At 34.9% G+C, this 21,447-nt stretch carries 20 protein-coding genes; 14 read left to right on the top strand and 6 right to left on the bottom strand.

Annotated elements, in window-relative coordinates; all coding sequences use genetic code 11:
* Window positions 1–37 precede the first annotated feature (37 nt).
* The 7 genes from AC0608_RS02290 to queA all read left to right on the top strand — a co-directional run bounded on the left by AC0608_RS02290 (window position 38) and on the right by queA (window position 6,577).
* The gene (locus AC0608_RS02290; protein WP_478287987.1) at window positions 38–1,111 is read left to right on the top strand and encodes an NHL repeat-containing protein; all 1,074 of its coding nucleotides are present in this window, start codon (window positions 38–40) and stop codon (window positions 1,109–1,111) included.
* A 194-nt stretch (window positions 1,112–1,305) separates the two neighbouring features.
* Window positions 1,306–1,956 (top strand): hypothetical protein, encoded by a 651-nt coding sequence (locus AC0608_RS02285; RefSeq protein ID WP_417959351.1) that lies wholly within the window; start codon window positions 1,306–1,308, stop codon window positions 1,954–1,956.
* 225 nt (window positions 1,957–2,181) lie between these two features.
* Window positions 2,182–3,159, top strand: coding sequence for a ribosome small subunit-dependent GTPase A (gene rsgA, locus AC0608_RS02280; RefSeq protein WP_478287986.1), 978 nt, complete (start codon window positions 2,182–2,184; stop codon window positions 3,157–3,159).
* A 106-nt stretch (window positions 3,160–3,265) separates the two neighbouring features.
* Window positions 3,266–3,718 (top strand): D-aminoacyl-tRNA deacylase, encoded by a 453-nt coding sequence (dtd, locus tag AC0608_RS02275; RefSeq protein WP_478287985.1) that lies wholly within the window; start codon window positions 3,266–3,268, stop codon window positions 3,716–3,718.
* A gap of 1 nt (window position 3,719) precedes the next feature.
* Window positions 3,720–4,046 carry a nucleotide pyrophosphohydrolase gene (locus AC0608_RS02270; RefSeq protein WP_478287984.1) on the top strand — a complete coding sequence of 109 codons (327 nt, stop codon included), beginning with the start codon at window positions 3,720–3,722 and terminating at the stop codon, window positions 4,044–4,046.
* A 96-nt stretch (window positions 4,047–4,142) separates the two neighbouring features.
* The gene (gene aroA / locus AC0608_RS02265) at window positions 4,143–5,366 is read left to right on the top strand and encodes a 3-phosphoshikimate 1-carboxyvinyltransferase (RefSeq protein ID WP_478287983.1); all 1,224 of its coding nucleotides are present in this window, start codon (window positions 4,143–4,145) and stop codon (window positions 5,364–5,366) included.
* Window positions 5,367–5,527: 161 nt separating this feature from the next.
* On the top strand, window positions 5,528–6,577 hold the full coding sequence (queA, locus tag AC0608_RS02260; RefSeq protein ID WP_417959356.1) for a tRNA preQ1(34) S-adenosylmethionine ribosyltransferase-isomerase QueA: 1,050 nt from the start codon (window positions 5,528–5,530) through the stop codon (window positions 6,575–6,577).
* Window positions 6,578–6,764: 187 nt separating this feature from the next.
* Here queA and AC0608_RS02255 read toward each other — a convergent pair whose 3' ends face one another.
* Window positions 6,765–7,499 (bottom strand): SIMPL domain-containing protein, encoded by a 735-nt coding sequence (locus AC0608_RS02255; RefSeq protein ID WP_417959357.1) that lies wholly within the window; start codon window positions 7,497–7,499, stop codon window positions 6,765–6,767.
* Window positions 7,500–7,677: 178 nt separating this feature from the next.
* On the opposite strand from AC0608_RS02255, the gene kynU reads away from it, so the two are divergent.
* Both kynU and AC0608_RS02245 read left to right on the top strand, forming a co-directional pair.
* On the top strand, window positions 7,678–8,952 hold the full coding sequence (gene kynU, locus AC0608_RS02250; RefSeq protein WP_478287982.1) for a kynureninase: 1,275 nt from the start codon (window positions 7,678–7,680) through the stop codon (window positions 8,950–8,952).
* 101 nt (window positions 8,953–9,053) lie between these two features.
* On the top strand, window positions 9,054–9,488 hold the full coding sequence (locus tag AC0608_RS02245) for a YMGG-like glycine zipper-containing protein (RefSeq protein WP_417959359.1): 435 nt from the start codon (window positions 9,054–9,056) through the stop codon (window positions 9,486–9,488).
* A 73-nt stretch (window positions 9,489–9,561) separates the two neighbouring features.
* On the opposite strand, the gene AC0608_RS02240 is transcribed toward AC0608_RS02245, so the two are convergent.
* Together AC0608_RS02240 and AC0608_RS02235 are read right to left on the bottom strand one after the other, a co-directional pair.
* Complete coding sequence (locus AC0608_RS02240) at window positions 9,562–11,094, bottom strand: cryptochrome/photolyase family protein (RefSeq protein WP_478287981.1); 1,533 nt, start codon at window positions 11,092–11,094, stop codon at window positions 9,562–9,564.
* A gap of 2 nt (window positions 11,095–11,096) precedes the next feature.
* Window positions 11,097–11,738 carry a flavin reductase family protein gene (locus AC0608_RS02235; protein ID WP_478287980.1) on the bottom strand — a complete coding sequence of 214 codons (642 nt, stop codon included), beginning with the start codon at window positions 11,736–11,738 and terminating at the stop codon, window positions 11,097–11,099.
* A 177-nt stretch (window positions 11,739–11,915) separates the two neighbouring features.
* Here AC0608_RS02235 and AC0608_RS02230 point away from each other — a divergent pair, with 177 nt between their 5' ends.
* Together AC0608_RS02230 and AC0608_RS02225 are read left to right on the top strand one after the other, a co-directional pair.
* Entirely contained in the window at window positions 11,916–14,306 is a 2,391-nt protein-coding gene (locus tag AC0608_RS02230) for a penicillin acylase family protein (RefSeq protein ID WP_478287979.1), read from the top strand.
* 62 nt (window positions 14,307–14,368) lie between these two features.
* A complete protein-coding gene (locus tag AC0608_RS02225; RefSeq protein ID WP_478287978.1) occupies window positions 14,369–15,706 on the top strand; it encodes an FAD-dependent oxidoreductase in 1,338 nt (445 codons plus the stop codon).
* A gap of 32 nt (window positions 15,707–15,738) precedes the next feature.
* On the opposite strand, the gene AC0608_RS02220 is transcribed toward AC0608_RS02225, so the two are convergent.
* From AC0608_RS02220 to AC0608_RS02210, 3 genes are all read right to left on the bottom strand, one after another.
* Window positions 15,739–16,998 (bottom strand): NAD(P)/FAD-dependent oxidoreductase, encoded by a 1,260-nt coding sequence (locus AC0608_RS02220; RefSeq protein WP_417959364.1) that lies wholly within the window; start codon window positions 16,996–16,998, stop codon window positions 15,739–15,741.
* A gap of 44 nt (window positions 16,999–17,042) precedes the next feature.
* Window positions 17,043–17,405, bottom strand: coding sequence for a cupin domain-containing protein (locus AC0608_RS02215; RefSeq protein ID WP_478287977.1), 363 nt, complete (start codon window positions 17,403–17,405; stop codon window positions 17,043–17,045).
* Between the two features lie 64 nt (window positions 17,406–17,469).
* Entirely contained in the window at window positions 17,470–18,990 is a 1,521-nt protein-coding gene (locus tag AC0608_RS02210) for a helicase HerA-like domain-containing protein (RefSeq protein ID WP_478287976.1), read from the bottom strand.
* Window positions 18,991–19,362: 372 nt separating this feature from the next.
* Here AC0608_RS02210 and AC0608_RS02205 point away from each other — a divergent pair, with 372 nt between their 5' ends.
* The 3 genes from AC0608_RS02205 (at window position 19,363) to AC0608_RS02195 (ending at window position 21,436) form a co-directional block, all read left to right on the top strand.
* Window positions 19,363–20,181 (top strand): MotA/TolQ/ExbB proton channel family protein, encoded by an 819-nt coding sequence (locus AC0608_RS02205; RefSeq protein WP_417959367.1) that lies wholly within the window; start codon window positions 19,363–19,365, stop codon window positions 20,179–20,181.
* Window positions 20,182–20,272: 91 nt separating this feature from the next.
* A complete protein-coding gene (locus tag AC0608_RS02200; RefSeq protein ID WP_417959368.1) occupies window positions 20,273–20,872 on the top strand; it encodes an ExbD/TolR family protein in 600 nt (199 codons plus the stop codon).
* 18 nt (window positions 20,873–20,890) lie between these two features.
* A complete protein-coding gene (locus AC0608_RS02195) occupies window positions 20,891–21,436 on the top strand; it encodes an ExbD/TolR family protein (RefSeq protein ID WP_417959369.1) in 546 nt (181 codons plus the stop codon).
* Window positions 21,437–21,447: the final 11 nt, after the last annotated feature.

The raw sequence follows: 21,447 nt of genomic DNA, 5'->3' as shown, positions 1-21,447 counted from the left end.
TTTTTGTATTATTGCGTAGTTTTAATGATCAAAATTTATGAAAAAATTATCGTTTGCAGTATTAAATATGATTTTTTTAGGGTTTCTCTTTTTCTCATGTAATTCTAATGAGGATGCAACTCCACCTTCTAACAAGAGTTATAATATGGTGACTACTTTCGCTGGATCTGGTTTGCCTAACGCTAGTGAAGATGGAGTAGGAACTCAAGCTACTTTTTGGAGACCAGAAGATCTTGTGGCAGACGCAGGAGGTAATTTGTACGTGGTAGAAGTAGGTGCTAGCAAGATTCGGAAAATTAGTCCTGCAGGAGTAGTAACTACTTTTGCGGGTAATATGATTCCTGGAAGCATTGATGGTATAGGTATAAAAGCAAGTTTTGTAGGACCTTCAGGGCTCACAATTGATGCTACTGGTAATCTATATATAGCTGATACGGGTAATAATAAGATTCGCAAAATTTCTCCAACGGGTGTGGTAACTACTGTAGCAGGAACAGGAGTTGGCGGTAGTGTTGATGGAGATAGAAGTCAAGCAAGTTTTTTTGCCCCTACTGATGTTGCTGTAGATGCTTCAGGAAATCTATATGTAGCTGATATTTCAAATAATAAGATTCGCAAAATTAATCCATCAGGTACGGTAAGTACTTTTGCCGGTAGTGGAGCCGAAGGTAGCATAGATGGCATAGGTGTTTTAGCTAGTTTACATCATCCTAGTTCTATTACTATAGATACTTCAGGGAATTTATATGTATCAGAATGGGGTAGTCATAAAATTCGCAAAATTAGCCCTACAAGGGTAGTGACTACTTTAGCCGGTGGCGGCATATACGGTGTTGATGGTACTGGTAGTAATGCAGGTTTTGGTCTTCCTAGTGGCCTTACAATTGATGCTTCAGGAAATCTATATGTTGCGGATGTTCATTCTAATAAAATTCGTAAAATAACTCCTGCTGGAGTTGTAACCACGTTTACTGGTACAGGAATAGCAGGTAGTCTTGATGGATTACTTGCTACTGCGACATTTGATAGACCTTTTGGTGTTGCAATAGATAATAATGGGAATGTATATATTGCTGGAAATGGGAAAATAAGAAAAATTGCTTACGAATAGACAGTGTAATTACGAATGCCACTCTAAAATTCTTTAAGACAATTCACCAGAAAAGTATTGGTCACCAAGAAAAAGTATTGAATGCTTAAGTAACCAAGTAAATAATTATTTATTTATTAAAACCTACAACTTGATTGTAGGTTTTTTTGTATTATTGCGCTCTTAATTATTTAAACTTAAACTATTTTATTATTATGAGAAAATTTATCTTTTTGGTTATTGGCCTATTATCTACAACTTTTATGTTGGCCCAATTCGAAAGTTCAAAACAAATTTTTGAGTCGCCTAAATTACAGCAACTTGTTGCATCGCACAAAACAGTTGCTATATTACCCTTTAAAGCATCAATTTCGTATAAAAGATTACCAAAAAATTTTGATGCCCAAACTAATAAAGAAGAAGAAAGAAAATTAGGATCTAACTTGCAATCAGGGATGTATACATATCTTCTTAGAAAATCAGATGATTATTCTGTTGTTGTTCAGGATATTGAAAGAACCAATGTTCTTTTAAAACAAAATGAAATTTATGATAAAATAGATGTAATGACTCCAGACGCACTAGCTAAAATATTAGGCGTTGATGCAGTAATTAAATGCGGATATGCTTATGAAAAAACAAGTAGTGAAGGTTTAGCGATTGCTAAAACACTTTTAATTGGTTTTGGAACAGGAAAAGTTGCTAGTGGAGAAATGACTATGAATGTATATAACGGAACAGATGGCGATTTGCTTTGGCGATTTTACAAAGAGATGAATGAAGATGTAATGAGTTCAGCAAATGCCGTGATGGAAAGAATGATGCGAAAAGTAGGTCGTAATTTTCCATACCAAATAAAAAAATAAAGAATCGAGTATTAAGAACAGTTGTGCTGAAAATCCCCAAAACTTTTTGTCAAAAAAATTATGGGGATTTTTTATTTCTAACTTAGAGTAATGGTATTCATAGTGAAAAATTTTAAACTTTATTCTGAAGCTTCGGGATAAACGGGAAACAAAGAATTATCTTTGCAAAGTCTTAAATTATAAATAAGAAATCTAAGATCGTTAATCTTCAATCAAAAATCCTCAATGACAGGACTCGTATACAAATCTACAGGAAGTTGGTACACCGTAAAATCCGAACAAGGCGATTTTATCGAATGCCGTATGAAAGGGAAATTCCGAATTAAAGGAATCAAAAGTACCAATCCTATTGCTGTGGGCGATGTTGTGGATTATGAACTCGAAGAATCATCTGATACCGTTACCGGAACCATTCATAATATTCATGAGAGAAAGAATTATATTGTTCGAAAATCAGTGAATTTATCCCATCAGATGCATATTATTGCGTCAAATATTGATCGGGTTTTCTTGTTAGTTACTATAAATAATCCACCAACTACCTTTAATTTTATTGACCGTTTTCTGGTTACAGCCGAAGCGTATGGAATTGAAACCGTGCTGGTTTTTAATAAAATTGATACGTTTGATGAAGCTACGCTGGATGAACAATTGTATATGCAGCATGTGTATCAGGAAATTGGATACAAATGCCTGCGGGTTTCTTCTACGGAAATGAAAGGAATTGAGGAGTTGAAAGCTATGATGATTGGTAAAGTAAGTATGTTCTCCGGTCATTCCGGTGTTGGTAAATCAACGTTGGTTAATGCGATGGAGCCTTCGTTACACCTAAAAACAAAAACTATTTCTGAAGCCAGCAAGCAAGGGCAGCACACGACGACTTTTGCAGAAATGTACGATTTGTCATTTGATGCCAGAATAATTGATACACCCGGAATCAAAGGTTTTGGAATTGTAGATATGGATGCAGCAGAAATTAGTGGTTATTTTCCTGAATTTTTCAAGTTAAAAGATCAGTGTAAATTTAATAATTGCTTGCATAAAGAGGAGCCGCATTGTGCTATTAAAGCGGCTTTAGATAAAGATGAAATTGCCTGGTCCCGTTATAGAAGTTATCTTAAGATTTTAGAAGGGGATGATGAAAATTACCGTACGGATATTCATAACGAAGACCGAATAATTAGTGATAAAACGAGGGAGTAGTTCTGAAATTAATAAAATTTTAGCTTCAATAATTATTTGAACTAAAAATAGTTTAAAAAAATAATTATGAATATTCATAATTTATCATTCCTAATTCACCATTATTTTGAAAGTTGTAATTCAAAGAGTTTCCTCAGCTTCCGTGACCATCGATAATAAAATTGTTGCCGATATCCAAAAAGGACTGATGGTCTTAATTGGTATTGAAGATGCCGATACTAAAGAAGATATAGATTGGCTGGTTAATAAGATAACTAACATTCGCATTTTTGGCGATGAAAACGATGTCATGAATTTATCCGTTAAAGATATTGACGGAGATATTATTGTGGTAAGTCAATTTACATTACATGCTGCTACTAAAAAAGGCAATCGTCCTTCCTATATAAAAGCTTCAAAACCAGAAGTTGCTATCCCATTATATGAAAATTTTGTAAAACGCTTGGAAATAGAGTTGGGTAAGAAAGTACAAACGGGAGTTTTTGGTGCGGATATGAAAGTACTTTTGTTAAATGATGGACCTGTAACGATACAAATAGATAGTAAAAATAGAGAATAAGATGAACCTAAAAAACTCCCAACAAGACGTTGATACTTGGATAAAAGAACACGGCGTTCGGTACTTTAATGAGCTTACCAATATGGCACAACTTACGGAAGAAGTAGGGGAAGTAGCCCGAATCATCGCCCGTCGTTATGGAGAGCAATCTGAGAAAGAAAGCGACAAAAACAAAGATCTTGGTGAAGAATTAGCCGATGTGGTTTTTGTGGTTATGTGTCTGGCGAATCAAACTGGAATTGATTTGCAGGCTGCTTTCGATAAAAAGATGGATCTGAAATCTATTCGAGACAAAGACCGTCACAAAAACAACGAAAAACTCAAATAAATTGTGAACTATAAAGGAGGAGTGGTAAATTGCACCCCAAAGTATTTGAGTAGAAAGCGAAAGCTAAAACTCATAATTCTAACTCATAATTAAAATATGAATTTACAGTTACAAACTTCCCAATCCAATTTACAAGCTCAAATTGCTGTTACTGGCTCAAAAAGCGAAACCAACCGACTGTTGTTATTGCAAGCGTTGTTCCCGAATATTACTTTGGCCAATACTTCAAACTCTGATGATAGTGAAGTGATGCAAAAAGCATTGCGAGGAAACGAGGAAATAGTTGACATTCATCATGCGGGTACGGCGATGCGTTTTCTAACGGCTTATTTTGCTGTAAACGAAGATCGAGAAGTAGTCTTGACTGGTTCGCAAAGAATGACAGAGCGTCCGATACAAGTTTTAGTAGAAGCTTTGGAACAATTAGGGGCGCAAATCTCTTATGAAAATGAAGTAGGGTATCCGCCTATTCGAATCAAAGGACAAAAAATCACTGCTTCTAAAGTTGCTATTCCTGCAAATGTGAGCAGTCAATACATATCAGCATTGTTATTAGTAGCTCCAAAACTAGAAAATGGTATTGAAATTACTTTGGTAGGTGAGATCACTTCGGTTCCATATATTAAAATGACCTTGGCTTTATTGAATGATTTGGATATCAAAACTAGTTTTGATGGAAATGTTATCACAGTTTACCCGAAACAGGAAGTGGAATCAAAAGTAATGACTGTAGAATCCGATTGGAGTTCTGCTTCTTACTTTTTCAGTTTGGCTGCTCTGGCTGAGAATGCAGCAATTTCATTGACTAGTTATAAAGAAACTAGTTTGCAAGGCGACTCCGCGTTGGTTGAAATCTACAAACAAATGGGTGTTGATACGCATTTTGAAGGAAACAAAATGGCCCTTACAAAACAAGTGGGGTTTATTCCTCAAACGGTAAATTTTGAACTTAACAATACCCCTGATATCGCACAAACGATAGTAGTTACCTGCCTTGGATTAGGAATTGGTTGTCATCTTACAGGACTTCATACGTTGAAAATTAAAGAAACCGACAGATTGGAAGCGCTTCGAATTGAGCTAATAAAACTCGGAGCCAGTATATCAGTTACTAATGATAGTTTGACGCTTTTGGCCTCAGACGAAATTGAACACAATGTAACAATTGCGACCTATAACGATCATAGAATGGCGATGGCATTTGCACCATTAGCTTTAAAAGTGCCAATAATTATCGAAAATGCGGAAGTGGTTTCAAAATCATATCCTGATTTTTGGGAAGATTTAAGACGTTTAGGTTTTCAGATTTCAGAAAAATAAGCGTTGTAAAGCATAGTGAATCAGTAGCTTTTGAAAATAAACAGCAAAACACTTGACAACGCCTATCTCACAATCGTATATTTGCAAACGATTTAGAATTTTGTTGTCTTAAGCGATCTTAAAGGGCATAATTTATAAGTCATAACTCATAACTTTTTTAAATGAAATTATCACATTTTCAATTCGATTTGCCAAAAGAACTTCTTGCCGAATATCCAGCTGAAAACAGAGACGAATCACGTCTAATGGTTATTGATCGTAAGAAGCAAACCATAGAGCACAAAATGTTCAAAGATGTTATCGATTATTTTGATGACGGTGATGTTTTAATTTTGAATAATACTAAAGTTTTTCCAGCACGTTTGTATGGAAATAAGGAAAAAACAGGAGCAAGAATCGAAGTTTTTTTACTTAGAGAATTAAATTCTGAGCAAAGACTTTGGGATGTTTTGGTTGATCCAGCACGTAAAATCAGAATCGGAAACAAATTATATTTTGGAGATGATGATTCCTTAGTTGCAGAAGTTATCGATAATACTACTTCACGTGGGCGAACTTTGCGTTTCCTTTACGACGGTTCTTACGAAGAATTCAGAAATAAATTAACAGAACTAGGAGAAACTCCAATCCCAAAATACATTTCAAGAGATGTGACCCCGGAAGATGCGGAACGTTACCAAACGATTTATGCTAAAGAAGAAGGAGCTGTTGCGGCACCAACTGCAGGATTGCACTTCTCTAAGCAGTTACTGAAAAAATTGGAAATCAAAGGTATTAAATTTGCCGAAGTGACACTTCATGTTGGTTTGGGAACTTTTAATCCAGTTGAGGTTGAGGATTTATCAAAACACAAAATGGATTCGGAGGAATTAAAAATTACGCAAGAAGCTTGTGATATTGTGAATGAAGCCAAAGCTAAAAAGAAACGTATTTGTACCGTAGGAACGACTTCTATGCGTGCGGTAGAAAGTTCAGTTTCCTCACATAATACATTGAATCCTTTTGATGGATGGACAAATAAATTCGTTTTTCCTCCTCATGAATTTACAATTCCAACGTGTATGATTACTAATTTCCATACACCAAAATCAACTTTATTAATGATGGTTTCAGCATTTTGTGGTCATGATTTAATGAAAAGAGCCTATGCAGAAGCAATTGAAGAAGGATACAAATTCTACTCCTATGGTGATGCGATGTTGATTATCTAATTAAAAACTGATTTCACATACAACAAAATCTCGTCAATATTGGCGAGATTTTTTTTTGGTGTGTGTCCCGCTGAAAAAGCGGATCAGGTTGTACATTGTATCTTTATTTTCTTAAAGAAAAAAAATAAAGGATGCTACTTCCATCCCTCACCTAAGATAATTCAGGGATAATTCATAATTTGTATTCCTAATTCACTTGATACACCAGCCGTACCGTAATATTAGCTGTTTTGTTTTTGGACTGCGTATTGAAAGAGCCACCATACGAAAAATCTTCAGATGAGTTTTGACCTGTTATTTGGAAAACACCCATGTCTGATTTTTTTAAATTCCCTAAACTGGCATCAGCATTTTCAGCAATGCTTTTGGCCCTAATGCTCGCATCTTTGGTAGCTTCGGCAATCATCTTTATTTTTAGTTCGGCAAGTTTTGTATAATAATATTCGGGTGGATTGGAGTAAAATTCAACACCTGAGTTGATCAATTCACTGGACTGTCGGGATAATTCCTCGATTTTATTGACTTCCTTAGATTGAATAGTCACACTTTGGGTTAAGGTAAATCCAGTGAAATTTTGTTGTCTTGTAGTTCCGTTTTCATTAAAAATTGTTTCAAAATCTTTATTGAAATTCACTGCGGAAAAGACCATCTCGTTTGGAGTAATTCCTTTGCTCGATAAATAGTTTTTTATTTTTTCTCTATCAGAATCCAGAGCAGCGTATGCTTCTTTTAAAGTCAGGCTTTTTTTAGAGAAAGAGCCGCTCCAAACAATCAAATCAGATACGAAATCTTTCTTTCCGGAGCCGGTCACACTGATGGTGTCATTGCTTTTATTTCGATTTTGAAAAGCATTCGAAAATAAATACGAGGAAATCACCACAGCAATAGCAATAATAATAACGTTTAAACTGTTTTTAAGCATAGCTAAGGATTTTAAATTCAATCAAATATACTTAAATAACGATTTGGTTTTTAATTCAGTATAGTATTTGATAACTATTTTTCTTAACTGTAATTCTGACGGTATAAGTATAGCTAAACGGATAAAGTCTTTTATCTATTTGTCTTTTTTACTACTTTTACAAAACAAAATATAAAATATGACTTTCCAAAATACCCTTGAATTTGCAAAATTGCTAGATTCACAAGATCACCTACAAAAGTATCAAGATGAATTTATTTTTCCTAAAGTGAATGGTGAAAAGGTCATTTATTTTACTGGAAATTCATTGGGATTACAGCCTAAACGGAGTAAAGCCTATGTAGATGAGGTAATGGATGATTGGGCTAATTTGGCTGTTGAAGGTCATTTTTATAGTAAAAAACCATGGTGGGATTACCATGAACGCTTTGCGAATCCGTTGAGTAAAATTGTAGGTGCTTTACCAAGCGAGGTTACTGTAATGAATACCTTAACGGTAAATCTTCATTTGTTGATGGTTTCCTTTTACCAACCTACAAAAACTAGATTTAAAATCATTTGCGAGGAGAAAGCATTTCCCTCGGATCAATATATGTTTCAAAGTCAAGTGCATTTCCACGGGCACAAACCCGAAGATGCCATTGTTGAAATCAAGCGTCGCGAAGGCGAACACAACATTCGCTTGGATGATGTTTTGGCAAAAATTGCAGAAGTTGGTGAGGAATTGGCTTTAGTTTTAATTGGCGGTGTTAACTATTATACGGGACAAGTTTTTGATATGAAAACCATAACGGCTGCTGGACATAAAGTAGGAGCTTATGTTGGTTGGGATTTAGCGCATGCTGCCGGAAATGTAAAATTAGAATTGCACGATTGGGAAGTTGATTTTGCTGCTTGGTGCAGTTACAAGTATATGAATTCCGGGCCAGGAAATGCTTCAGGATGTTTTGTTCACGCAAAGCACCATAACAATCTAGAGTTGCCAAGATTTGCAGGATGGTGGGGACACAATAAAAAACGCCGTTTCAAGATGGAACAAACATTTGATCCAATTGATGGAGCGGATGGATGGCAAATAAGTAATCTTCCCATTCTTTCTCTAGCGCCATATTTAGCATCTGTTGAACTATTTGACGAAATAGGAATGGATGCTTTAATTTCAAAAAGGGATACAATAACTTCGTATTTAGAGTTTATTCTAAAAGAAATAGACAAAGAAGTAGACAGTACTTTCGAAATAATCACTCCTGCTAATCCATCTGAAAGGGCCTCACAATTATCCGTATTGCTTCATGGAGAAGGCCGTGGTTTGTTTGATTATTTAATGAAGCATGGAGTAATCACGGATTGGCGGGAGCCAAATGTTATTCGCTTAGCTCCTGTTCCTTTGTATACTTCCTTTGAAGATATGTATCGTTTTGGACAAATTCTAAAAAGAGGAATTCTAAGATAAATCAGTCCCGGAATTATATAATAAATAGTTTGAATTCTATAAGTTTATGACGAGGTTTTAATGTTCCTTTGTAGACTTAGTAATTTTTAAAATTTTAAATCATGAAAGTATTATATTTTATATTAGTTTCTCTAGTTGTTGTTTCTTGTCAAAATCAAGGAAAAATGGATGTTCAGAAAGCCAAACAAGTTTCCGTGGATTCTATGAAAGTTGAAATAGAGAAACAACGCGTTATTGATTCCATGCAAGTTGAAATAGCTAAAATAGAAGAAGCAAAGATAGAAACTCAAAAAGAAGTTATTGTTGTTAATCAACAAGCCCCTAGAACAACTACTACAACGACAACAGCTACAACCACAAAAAGGAAAGGTTGGAGTAGTACTGCTAAAGGAGCTGTAATTGGAGCTGGTGTTGGTGCCGCTACTGGCGCTATTATTAGTAAGAAAAAAGTTCAAGGAGCTATAATTGGTGGTATTGCAGGCGCTGGAGTGGGTGCAGGAACAGGTGCTATTATAGATGGAAGTAAGAAAGAATAAATAGTTTTTTTTATAATGAGAGTGTTTAAGTTCCAATAGAATTTAAACGCTCTTTTTTTTTGGTTATTTTTATTTAAAGAGAATCCATATCTTCGATAATAGTATTAGCCTTTACTTTGATTTTATACAATTCTTCAGGATTCATTTTTTTTAATAAATTCAGCATCATCCCCATGCGCTGGTTTCCTTTGAAATACTCTTTTTTCTCATCTAGGAAATTCCAATATAACGTATTGAAAGGGCAGGCTTTGTCTCCAAATTTCTCTTTGACATTGTAATGGCATTTGCTGCAATTATTACTCATTTTATTGATATAGCTCCCGGAGGAAACATACGGTTTAGTCGCAATAATTCCGCCATCTGCATATTGTGACATGCCTCTAGTGTTGGGCATTTCTACCCATTCAATAGCGTCAATGTAAACGCCAAGATACCAAGCATCTACTTCGTCAGGATTAATTTGTGTCAACAAGGTAAAATTACCGATTACCATGAGGCGTTGAATGTGATGTGCATATGCTTCGTCTAAACTCTGATTGATGGCATGGCTCATACAATTCATCTTAGTTTTTCCCGTCCAGAAGAAATTTGGTAATTTATTGTGATTTTCTAAAGCATTCAGTTGTGCATAATTGGGCATTTCTTTCCAATAGATTCCACGAATGTATTCGCGCCAACCTAAAATTTGTCGCACAAAGCCTTCTACCTGTGAGATGGAAATTTCAGTTTCGTTTTTATGATAAAAAGCAATAACGGTTTCCAGAACTTCTTTTGGCGAAAGCATTTTACTATTCATTGCAAACGACAAACGAGAATGGAAGAGAAATTTTTCATCTGTGTGCATCGCATCTTCGTAATCGCCAAAATGTTTTAATAAATTCTTACAGAAATAATCCAAAACCTCCAAACTTTCCTCACGGGAAGTAGGCCAGCTGAAATTAGTTTCAGTAATATTTCCAAAAGTGATTATGCCGGCTTCTTGAATTTGAGAAGCTACTTCAGATACATTTTTATGAAAATTTTTCTCTGTTGGAATCGGGACTTCTCCTTTGTATTTTTTACGATTATCAGCATCAAAGTTCCATTGATTTCCTACAGGAGTAGAGCCATCCATTAAGAGATGGTGTTTCTTGCGCATACTACGATAGAAATTCTCCATCAACAATAGTTTTTTACCTTCAAAAAAATCAGAGAGTTCGTGGCGCGTGGTGTAAAAATGCTCGGTATCAAAAACTCCTGACGCTATTTTAAGGTTAGCACAAATGGTCTTGAGTTGCTCGTCGAGTCGATATTCATCGGGTAACAGGTATTCGAATTTTTTGATGTCATATTTGTGGATACAAGCAGCAATGATCTTTTCCAGATCTTGTGGATTATCAGGATCTGTAATTTGAAAATAAACGGCCTGGTGGCCCTGAGCCTGTATCGTTGAGTAAAAATTCCTCATCGACAAGAAAAAAGCCACTACTTTCTGTATGTGATGCTTTACATAATCCGTTTCTTGACGCATTTCGGCCAAGACGTAAATAATGTTTTTGTCATTTTTATGAAACCAGGAATGATTTTCATTCAACTGATCGCCAAGGAGTAACCGAAGTGTCATCATACTTATTTTTTATAAAACGAAACGGTAGGTATTTCTTTTCTAGCATATTGAAAGCGATCTACTAATTTGGGTAAGCAATACCCATCAAGACCATTAAGCGCCACAACATTTCCTTTGTCAATCTGTAACCAGCCATCCTTATGTTCTAATTCCTCTTCAAAAAACAAACTTTCAATTGCCGCAATTACATGAATTGTGTCATTTTCCTTGATGTAATATTCATTTACATATTTGCAATACAGCTGCACAGGGCTACCTTTTACAAAAGGGATTTCAATATTGGGTTTGTATTCTTCTTCTAAACTAGTTTTATCAAACTCAGAAATGCCCAATTCATAATTTGCAGATGTGTGGTGGGCGGCTTCAATCATGTCAACAGTTATGTGATTTACGGTGAAATATCCAGTTTCTTTAATATTTTTATAAGTATCTCTGGGAACTGTCGTGGGACGCATTATAAATCCAATCATTGCAGGATTACTCCCTAAGTGGGTTACACTGCTAAAAATAGCTACATTAGAGTTTCCTTCTAGGGATTTTGTTGCAAGTAGGTTAGCTGATTTGTAACCCGTGCAGGAATTGATAAGATTCAATCTTTCAATCTTTTCCATCTGGGAAATATCATTTTTAGAAATGTGTTTCATTTTTTTAAATTTAATTAAACAAATATACTTTTTGTTTAATTAAATTTAAAATATATTAAACAAATAATTAAAATTTAGATTAAAACTGTTGAATCTGATTTGAATTCAAGTGCTGAAATAAATAGTTTTTCAAATAACTACCAAATCCTATATATTTGTTTTTCAATTTATCTAACAATGAAAATACTTAGTAAAGGTCTATTGGTATTGTTTTTGGTAGTTTTTGTCTTAACAATAACTATAATTATTTATGGTTTTTATCTAAAACCCAAATATGAAGGCAAAGTGCGATTAAAAAACATCCAAAAAGAAACAACTGTTTATTTTGATGAATTTGGGGTTCCTCACATCTATGCTTTGAATTCAAAGGATGCTATGGTGGCTTTAGGGTATGTGCATGCACAAGATCGATTGTGGCAAATGGAATTAATGCGTCGCATTGCGCCCGGACGGTTGTCAGAGATTTTTGGCTCTGTAGCCTTGAAAAACGATAAATTCTTTGTTGGATTAGGAATCGAAGAAGCTTCTGCTAAAGCGATTGCAACTGTAGATAAAAAGAGTCCAAGCTATCAGTTGACAATGGCATATTTAGACGGTATCAATCAATATCTTGAAGAAGGAAAAAAGCCTGTAGAATTCAGTTTATTGGGTGTAAAAAAGGAGAAGTTTACGATAAAAGACGTTTATAATATTTTTGGTTATATGTCTTTTAGTTTTGCAATGGCCCACAAAACAGATCCGTTACTGACAGATATTCGAAATAAATTCGGGTTGGATTATATCAAGGATTTTGGAATTGACGGTTCTTTTAATACCACCAAAATTAAAAATTCGAAAAACAGGTTGCAAGAATATGCAGCTATTTCAAAATCGGTAGTATTACTTTTAGGGAATACTCCAGTTGCTCCTTTTATAGGAAGTAACAGCTGGGTTATTGCTCCAGATAAAACTAAAAATGGGAAAGTTATCTTTGCTAATGATCCACACATAGGTTTTTCACAGCCAGGAACGTGGTATGAAGCGCACATTGTTACTCCGGAATTCGAGTTGTACGGGTCCTATTTAGCGGGAACTCCTTATCCGCTTTTAGGCCACAATAGAGAATATGCGTATGGCTTGACGATGTTTGAGAACGACGATATTGATTTTTATCAAGAAGAGACTAATCCCGCGGATGCCAATTCATACCAAACACCCAAAGGTTACAGTGGCTATGAGATTCGCAGGAAAGCCATTCGTGTAAAAGATTCAGAGAATGTGGTTTTGAATGTAAAAATATCGCGCCATGGTCCAATTATGAATAATTTGATTGATGGTTTGAAGCTAGATAAACCCGTTGCTATGTCTTGGATTTATACCCAACAACCCATTCAAATTCTCGATGCGGTGTATGTACTTTCACATGCTAAAAGCAAATCCGATTTCCAGAAAGGAGTGTCGTTAATCGCAGCGCCTGGATTAAATGTGATGTATGGCGATGCCAAAGGAAATGTTGCTTGGTGGGCAACCGGAAAATTATACAAGCACCATGAGGGAGTAAATCCTAACTTTATTCTGGATGGAACCAATGCGAAGGATGATATTACCGAATATTTAGATTTCTCTCAGAATCCTTCGGCTGAAAATCCCAGCTGGAATTATGTGTATTCAGCGAATAATCAGCCAGAACCAGTAAATGGATTTTTGTATCCAGGGTATTATCTTCCTGAGGATAGAGCGAGACGAATTACGCAATTATTGAATCCAAAATCCAATTGGGATAAAGCGGCAGTGGGAAGAATGATTTTTGATAATACATCAACCGTTGCCCCAGAAGTGGTTGCGAATTTAATTTCGAATGTGGATCAAACAGCGCTGTCTAAAAATGAAAAGAAAGCCTTAATGGTTCTGAAAGAATGGAAAGGATCTAATAATCTTAGCGATGTTGCTCCAACAATCTATAATAAATGGATTTATAAGTATTTGAAAAATACTTTCAAGGATGAATTAGGTGCAGCAAATTTCAAGCAATTTTTAGAAACCCATATTGTCAAGCAAATTATAGCCATACAAATTATGAACGAAAAATCACTTTGGTGGGATAATATAAACACAAAGAGTTCTAAAGAAACAAGAATGCAAATTGTAACCCAATCGTTTAAAGAATCAATTGTGGCATTAGAAAAGCAATTGGGAAATTCCGTTTCGGATTGGACTTGGAGTAAAGTGCATACAGTGGAACACCAGCATCCATTGGGGAAAGTGGCGGCTTTAAGAAAAATATTTAATGTTGGCCCTTTTGAGGTTTCTGGTTCTACAGAAGTAATTAATAATTTGTTTTTTGATTTTACGGATGATGGGAATTACATCGTAAAAGGAGGGCCATCAACGCGAAGGATTGTAGATTTTTCTGATATAGAAAACAGCTGGAGCATATTGCCAACTGGACAGTCCGGGAACCCAATGAGCGCACATTACAGCGATCAGGCGGAGTTGTATAACGCTGGAAAATTCAGAAGAATGAAGCTCAATAAAGAGGAGATTGTCAGAACTTCTACAAAATTGGTTTTTACTCCACGTAAAAAATAATTGTTTTTAAAGTGCTTAACATAATAAATCAGTAATTTTGCCTAACTTTTTATAAAAAAATAATGCAAACTCCCATAAAAATAGCGGTTGTAGGTTCTGGATTAGTCGGATCTTTATTAGCTATTTATCTTCGTAAAGCAGGTCATACTGTTCATGTTTACGATAGAAGTCCCGATATCAGAAAAATACAATTTTCTGGTCGTTCTATTAATTTAGCGATGTCCAACCGCGGTTGGAAAGCATTAGATGGAGTCGGTATAGGAAATGCCGTTCGTGAGATTGCAATTCCTATGGAAAAACGGGCCATCCATTTAGTAGATAAACTTAATTTTCAAAATTACGGGCAAGAAGGAGAATCTATTTATTCCATTTCGAGGGGAATATTGAATAGGAAAATGATTGATTTAGCAGAGGCAGCAGGAGCTGAATTCTTTTTTGAACATAAAATCTGGGATGTAACTCTTGATGATGCTACGCTACACATTGGTGAAACAGAGCGTGGAGCTTGGGAGGATAAAAAGTACGATATGGTTTTTGGTGCTGATGGTGCTTTTTCAAGAATCCGTCACCGCATGCAACGCCAAAGCATGTTTGATTACTCACAAGAATTTTTACCAATTGGTTATAAGGAATTGAATATCCCCGCAAATCTGGACGGAACCCATAAGTTAGATAAAAATTCCTTTCATATTTGGCCTCGTGGTGCATACATGCTGATTGCATTACCCAATTTAGATGGTAGCTTTACTTGTACTTTATTTATGCCATTTGAAGGAGAAAATTCATTTGCATCATTAAAAGACAGAAGATTAATAGAGGATTTTTTCAAAAAAAACTTACCGGATACCATTGATGTAATACCAAAATTAGTTGAAGATTTTTTTAATAATCCAACAAGTACATTAGTGACAATGAAATGTTTCCCTTGGACTTATGAAGATAAAATAGCCCTAATTGGCGATGCCAGTCATGCGATTGTCCCTTTTTATGGACAAGGAATGAATGCAGGTTTTGAAGATATTTCAGTCCTATACGAAATGATTGAAAAGTATGGTGACGATTGGAAAACCATTTTCTCAGAGTACCAAAAATCCCGCAAGCCAAATGCGGATGCTATTGCAGAACTTTCATATCGTAATTTTTTAGAAATGAGTTCCAAAACGGCTGATGAGAAATTTCTTTTGCAAAAGAAAATCGAAAAATCATTCTCCGATAAACATCCTGAAAAATGGATTCCTCTTTACAGTCGTGTTACATTTAGTGATCGCCCCTATACAGAAGCTTTGGCTATAGGAGATTATCAAAATGCAATCATGGAAGAAATTTTAAAAATGGAAAAAATTGATGAAATTTGGGATTCTAAAGCAGTTGAAAATAAAATTTTAGAATTATTAAAATAAAAAAAGGACTCTATTTAGAGTCCTTTTTTGCTTTATTTGTTTTTTGTTGCTGGTTTTAATAATACTCGTAAAGTGCTATCATTGCTAAAATAACTGAACATCCAAGTGATGAAAATGGAGAGTTTGTTTTTTACGCTTAAAATCAGCATTAAATGGATAAACATCCAGGTGAACCAAGCCAGTCTTCCTTGAAAACTAAATTTTGGCAAATCTACTACTGCCTTACGCTTTCCTACAGTTGCCATAGATCCTTTGTCATGGTATTCGTATTCTATTTGGGGTTTGTTTCTTAGGTTAAGTTTAAAATTTTGAGCCAATACTTTTGCTTGTTCAATGGCAACACTGGCGACTTGAGGATGCGCATTGGGGTATTTGGGGGTTGCCATGAAAGCAATATCTCCTAAGGCATATACATTCTCTAAATTCACAATTTTATTGAATCGATTGACAAGGTATCGATTTCCTCTGGTAGTATTTTCAGCAGGAATACCTTGTAGCGTGTTTCCAATAATACCTGCTGCCCAGATTACATTTTTAGACTTGATAATATCTCCGTTCTGTAAGCTGACAATTTTACCGTCATAATGGTTTACAATCGTGCTAGTTTTTACAACCACTCCCAATTCTTCCAAATATTTGCGAGACATTTTTTGAGAATCTTCACTCATTGGGTTTAATACATTCGAAGATCCTTCAAGAAGATAAATAGTTAATTTAGAGAAATCTTTATCTGGATAATCTTTAGGGAGAATGTTTTTTTTCATTTCTGCTAAAGCACCGGCAAGTTCTACTCCTGTGGGTCCGCCACCTACGACTACAAAGTTCATTAGTGATTGTAAATCTTCTTCCTTTGTAATCAAAGCATCTTCGAAGGTTTGCAAAATTTGATTCCGGAGTTGAATTGCTTCTGGAACTGATTTCATTGGAAAAGTGAATTTTTCTATTTCAGCATTTCCAAAATAATTCGTCGTACAGCCAAATGCTATGACAAGATGATCGTAATCAAAATCAGCAATAGAGGTTTTTATTTTATTGTTCTGTGTATCAACGTTAAGTACATCAGCAATTCGAATACGAACATTTTTAGAATGTTGAAATACTTTGCGCAGAGGAAATGAAATGCTTGCTGGTTCTAACCTCGCGGTTGCTACTTGATACATCAATGGCTGAAACTGATGGTAATTGTTCTTGTCAATTAGCAATACGTCAAAATCAGTATTTTCTAAGTCTTGAGCCAAACGTAAACCAGCAAAACCAGCACCCACTATTACAATTCTCTTTTGAGTTTCCATTATTTTAAATTTTGAAAGTATAAAGATATAAATTAATGATGGGGTTACTCTTCTCTATTAACGTTTTCTGGAGAAAAAGCGGGTTTGCAAATCGCAATATACTCGCAAGGTTCTTCAAAAGGATTAGAATACTGTACGCGTGAATTCTTTTCAATTTTTATCGATTGTCCAGCTTCCAGAATGACAACTTCATCTTCAATTATGAATTGTTTTTTACCTCTAATAATATAGGTGTATTCATCAAACGCAGGGGTTTGAAACGGTTCGCTCCATTTAGGCGGTGCAACCATGTGAGCTATCGAGATTTCACGATTGTGCGTAGAGGCTAATCCGTGGTGTTCTTCAATTAGTTTTCCATCAGTAGTGGGAACAACGAAAGGAGCGTTTTGGACAAAATATTTTTTCATAATTAATTTTACTATTTTAGAATTACCCCTTTTAATACTTCACAGTAAAAGGGTGTTGAGGGAGTTATTTTTTAAACATTTTTGTTAGTACTCCAAAAGCGCCTCTGATAAATGTCGCGCTCGTCAGTACTTTTAAAACTGATTTTCCAACAACACTTCCAGTACTTGGCTCTTGGTCTTGTTGTTTTTCGGAAACTTCTTTCTGGGCTTTTTTGGAAACGTCTTGTTCTATAATACTGATTTTTTTCTGGAGCATTTCATACGCACTTTCACGGTCTATAAGTTCGCTGTATTTTTTTACTAGTTTTGATTTATTGTTGATTTCCTGAATTTCACTTTCAGTTAGGATGTCCATTCTGCTCATTGGAGCACGCATCATTGTAGCAGCAAGGGGAGTGGGAATTCCTTTTTCATTTAATGCAGTTACCAGAGCTTCGCCAATTCCAAGGCTGGTCAAAATTTCGTCTGTTTTATAATAGTCAGACGTTGGGTAATTATCGGCGGTTTGTTTAATGTCTTTTCGGTCATTTGCAGTAAAAACTCGCAAAGCATGCTGAATTTTTAAACCTAGTTGTGCCAGAACACCACTCGGAATATCCATCGGGTTTTGAGTAATAAAATAAATACCAATTCCTTTGGAACGAATCAGTTTTACAATTGTTTCAATTTGTTCAAGTAATGCTTGGCTGGCTTCGTTGAAAATTAAATGAGCTTCATCAATGAAAATAATCAATTCCGGTTGTTCTGAATCGCCTTTTTCGGGCATTTGTTGGTAAATCTCCGCTAGCAAACACAGCATAAATGTGGAGAATAGTTTTGGCTTGTCTTGAATGTCCGTTAATCGTAAGATATTGATATATCCTTTTCCGTTTTCATCAATGCGCATCAAATCCTCTATATCAAAAGACATTTCTCCAAAAAACAAATCAGCTCCTTGTTGTTCTAATTCTATTATTTTTCTAAGAATGATTCCTGTGGTGGAAGTGGAAATTTTCCCATAATGTTCTTCAATTTCGTCTTTTCCTTCCTCGGTAATGAAATGGATTATTTTTTTAATATCCTTTAAATCCAACAAAGGCATTTTATGGTCATCACAGTATTTAAAAATAACAGCCACTACTCCGGCTTGAGTATCGTTTAAATTGAGGATCCTAGAAAATAATACCGGTCCAAACTCAGAAATCGTTGCCCGAAGACGAACACCGTTTTGTTCCGATAAAGTCAGTAATTCAACAGGAAAACCTGCTGTAGAATAGGGTATGTTAATTTTAGCGTGGCGTTCTGTTATAAATGGTTTTTCCTGACCCTCTTTAGCAATTCCACTAAAATCACCTTTAATATCCATCATCAAAACAGGAATCCCGAAGGTGGATAACTGTTCGGAAAGCACTTGAATAGTTTTTGTTTTCCCAGTTCCGGTAGCTCCAGCAATTAGGCCATGACGGTTTAAGGTTTTTAAAGGTACTTTTACAAGGGCATCTGACAAAGCCTCTCCGTCTAATAATGCGCCACCCAAAGTTATGCTTTCTCCTTTAGAACTATATCCCTCAGAGATATGCTTAATAAAATCTTCTTTTCTACTCATAATACGTTTGATTTTACTTCAGAAGTATGATATTATATTTTTCTAAAACCAATAATTTTAGTGTATACCGCAGTTTTCCTGCTTTTTTATTGTTAATAAAACAAAATAATAGTTTTCCTGCTAAAGGCGTTGTTATTGAAATATAATGTTAATTTTTCATAAAAAAATATGTTATTTTTTGTAAAGCGATTGATTTGTTTGCGAATTTTGATATAAATGCAAAGGGATAATCGATAAATATGTTTTTGAAATAAATTTAATAATAATTAAATAAAAAAAAGTTTTTTTATTTGAACTAAAAATATAAATTTGCTCTACTACAAGTTTAATATAACTAAGATAATTTATTTAAAACTATTAAAATTAAAAAAAATGGCAAACGTTAAAAAAGAAAAAGGTGCAAACGGAGGAGGAATGATTTCAGGAATCATTATTGTAGCATGTATTTTTGTTGGATGGTTAATTTGGAATTTTATAATGGGTAATGGCGCAAATTTTGAAGGCGGTGTTAATACAGGGCATCCATTACCAGGGAATATGTTAGCAATGGTTTATAAAGGAGGACCTATTGTACCAATTTTGTTAGGATTTCTATTGATGGTTGTTGTGTTCTCGTTTGAGCGTTATGCTGTAATTTCGAAAGCAGCTGGTACAGGGAATCTTGATCAATTCATGAAAAATGTACAAAAAGATATTAAAGAAGGTAATATTGAAGGAGCAATTGCTGCTTGTGACAAACAAAAAGGTTCTGTTGCAAATCCAATAAAATCAGCTTTATTGAAATATCAAGAAGTTAAAAATGAAGGTTTAGATAGCGAAGCTGCTGCTGAAACTATTCACAAAGAAATCGAAGAAGTTACTTCACTTGAAATGCCAATGTTAGAGAAACACATGACTATCCTTTCTACAATGGTATCATTGGGTACACTTGCAGGTTTGTTAGGTACAGTAACTGGTATGATTAAAGCATTTAGTGCATTATCTGCTGCTGGAACTCCGGATCAAGCTGCACTTGCAAATGGTATTTCTGAGGCATTGATTAATACTGCTACTGGTATTGCTACTTCAGCATTAGCGATTGTTGCTTACAACTTTTTTACTTCTAAAATTGATACTTTGACGTACTCTATTGATGAGGCAGGTAATACGATTGTAAATACTTACAGACATTACAGAAGTACAAGAAAATAATTAATAATTTTATTTATAATGAAAATAAGGGTCTTGTAAATAGATCCTGTTTTCTTATAAGTATTTAAAAAATATATTAATGGCTATAAAAATGCAAAAAAAAGCAGGGTCTACTGATATGACCGCTATGTGTGATGTAGCTTTTCTTTTGTTGTCGTTTTTTGTAATGACAGCAACGGCAAAGATACCGGAAGCATTGCCAGTAGATACGCCTGCATCAACAGTTCAATCAAAGTTACCGGAAGATAATTTAGCTACCATAACTGTTGGAAAAGGAAAAATATTCTTTGATCTGAAAGGTAGAGAAGTTAGAAAAAAGGCCTTGGAGTTAATGGGTCAAAAGTACGGCGTTGCATTTACAGAAGAAGAATCTGCAAAGTTTGCCTTAATGGAGGGTATTGGAGTTCCAATGGCTAACCTTAAGCAATTGATTGCAATGAAAACTGCTGATAGAGGTAAGCCAGGTTTACAGCCAGGAGTTCCTAAAGATTCATTGGACAATCAATTGAAAGATTGGATCTACAATTCGCGTATTGCAAATATTGATGTGAATGATAAGGAGTTGCAAATTGCTATAAAAGGAGATGCAAAAGAAGAATATCCTGCAATTAAACAAGTAATGGATGTTTTACAAGATCAAAAAATCAATAGTTTCAATTTGGTTACTGGTTTGAGAGCTAAAGATAAATAACTAAAAAAATACACTAAAATGGCTGAATTAAATACTGGCGACGGTGGAGGCAAAAAAGGTGGTAAAGTAAGAAGTAAAAAAACCAACTCAAAAGTGGATTTAACTGCGATGGTGGATTTGGCATTCTTATTGATTACATTTTTTATGCTTACCACTACGTTGTCGAAACCTCAATCGATGCCTCTTGGATTGCCTGACAAGCAGGATGATCCTAATGAGAAACCTATCAAAGTTGATGAGAATCGTACCTTGACGGTTTTGTTAGGAGACAATGATAAGATGGTTTATTATATGGGTTTATTAGCAACTCCTATTGCTGGTCCTAAAGATATTTCTTATGGTAAAGAAGGTATTCGTAAAGAATTATTGAAAAGAAAAAAATCAGTAGTTGAATATACCGGAAATAAAGACAAAGGTTTAATCGTAATTATTAAACCAAGTAAAAAATCAAATTACCGTAATTTAGTAGACATACTAGATGAGATGGCAATTGTGGGAGTGCCTTCAAACGCAATTGTAAATGATTTTTCTCCCGAGGAACTAAAATTGTTAGAAGGTAAGTAAGATTTTCTTAT

This window comes from Flavobacterium sp. GNP008 (assembly GCF_056428965.1).
This window is presented reverse-complemented; position numbering and strand designations above follow the sequence as displayed.

Coding starts and splice junctions, on each gene's coding strand:
- AC0608_RS02290 (WP_478287987.1), top strand. CDS start 38: ATGAAAAAATTATCGTTTGCAGTATTAAATATGATTTTTTTAGGGTTT.
- AC0608_RS02285 (WP_417959351.1), top strand. CDS start 1,306: ATGAGAAAATTTATCTTTTTGGTTATTGGCCTATTATCTACAACTTTT.
- rsgA (WP_478287986.1), top strand. CDS start 2,182: ATGACAGGACTCGTATACAAATCTACAGGAAGTTGGTACACCGTAAAA.
- AC0608_RS02270 (WP_478287984.1), top strand. CDS start 3,720: ATGAACCTAAAAAACTCCCAACAAGACGTTGATACTTGGATAAAAGAA.
- aroA (WP_478287983.1), top strand. CDS start 4,143: ATGAATTTACAGTTACAAACTTCCCAATCCAATTTACAAGCTCAAATT.
- queA (WP_417959356.1), top strand. CDS start 5,528: ATGAAATTATCACATTTTCAATTCGATTTGCCAAAAGAACTTCTTGCC.
- AC0608_RS02255 (WP_417959357.1), bottom strand. CDS start 7,499: ATGCTTAAAAACAGTTTAAACGTTATTATTATTGCTATTGCTGTGGTG.
- kynU (WP_478287982.1), top strand. CDS start 7,678: ATGACTTTCCAAAATACCCTTGAATTTGCAAAATTGCTAGATTCACAA.
- AC0608_RS02245 (WP_417959359.1), top strand. CDS start 9,054: ATGAAAGTATTATATTTTATATTAGTTTCTCTAGTTGTTGTTTCTTGT.
- AC0608_RS02240 (WP_478287981.1), bottom strand. CDS start 11,094: ATGATGACACTTCGGTTACTCCTTGGCGATCAGTTGAATGAAAATCAT.
- AC0608_RS02235 (WP_478287980.1), bottom strand. CDS start 11,738: ATGAAACACATTTCTAAAAATGATATTTCCCAGATGGAAAAGATTGAA.
- AC0608_RS02230 (WP_478287979.1), top strand. CDS start 11,916: ATGAAAATACTTAGTAAAGGTCTATTGGTATTGTTTTTGGTAGTTTTT.
- AC0608_RS02225 (WP_478287978.1), top strand. CDS start 14,369: ATGCAAACTCCCATAAAAATAGCGGTTGTAGGTTCTGGATTAGTCGGA.
- AC0608_RS02220 (WP_417959364.1), bottom strand. CDS start 16,998: ATGGAAACTCAAAAGAGAATTGTAATAGTGGGTGCTGGTTTTGCTGGT.
- AC0608_RS02215 (WP_478287977.1), bottom strand. CDS start 17,405: ATGAAAAAATATTTTGTCCAAAACGCTCCTTTCGTTGTTCCCACTACT.
- AC0608_RS02210 (WP_478287976.1), bottom strand. CDS start 18,990: ATGAGTAGAAAAGAAGATTTTATTAAGCATATCTCTGAGGGATATAGT.
- AC0608_RS02205 (WP_417959367.1), top strand. CDS start 19,363: ATGGCAAACGTTAAAAAAGAAAAAGGTGCAAACGGAGGAGGAATGATT.
- AC0608_RS02200 (WP_417959368.1), top strand. CDS start 20,273: ATGCAAAAAAAAGCAGGGTCTACTGATATGACCGCTATGTGTGATGTA.
- AC0608_RS02195 (WP_417959369.1), top strand. CDS start 20,891: ATGGCTGAATTAAATACTGGCGACGGTGGAGGCAAAAAAGGTGGTAAA.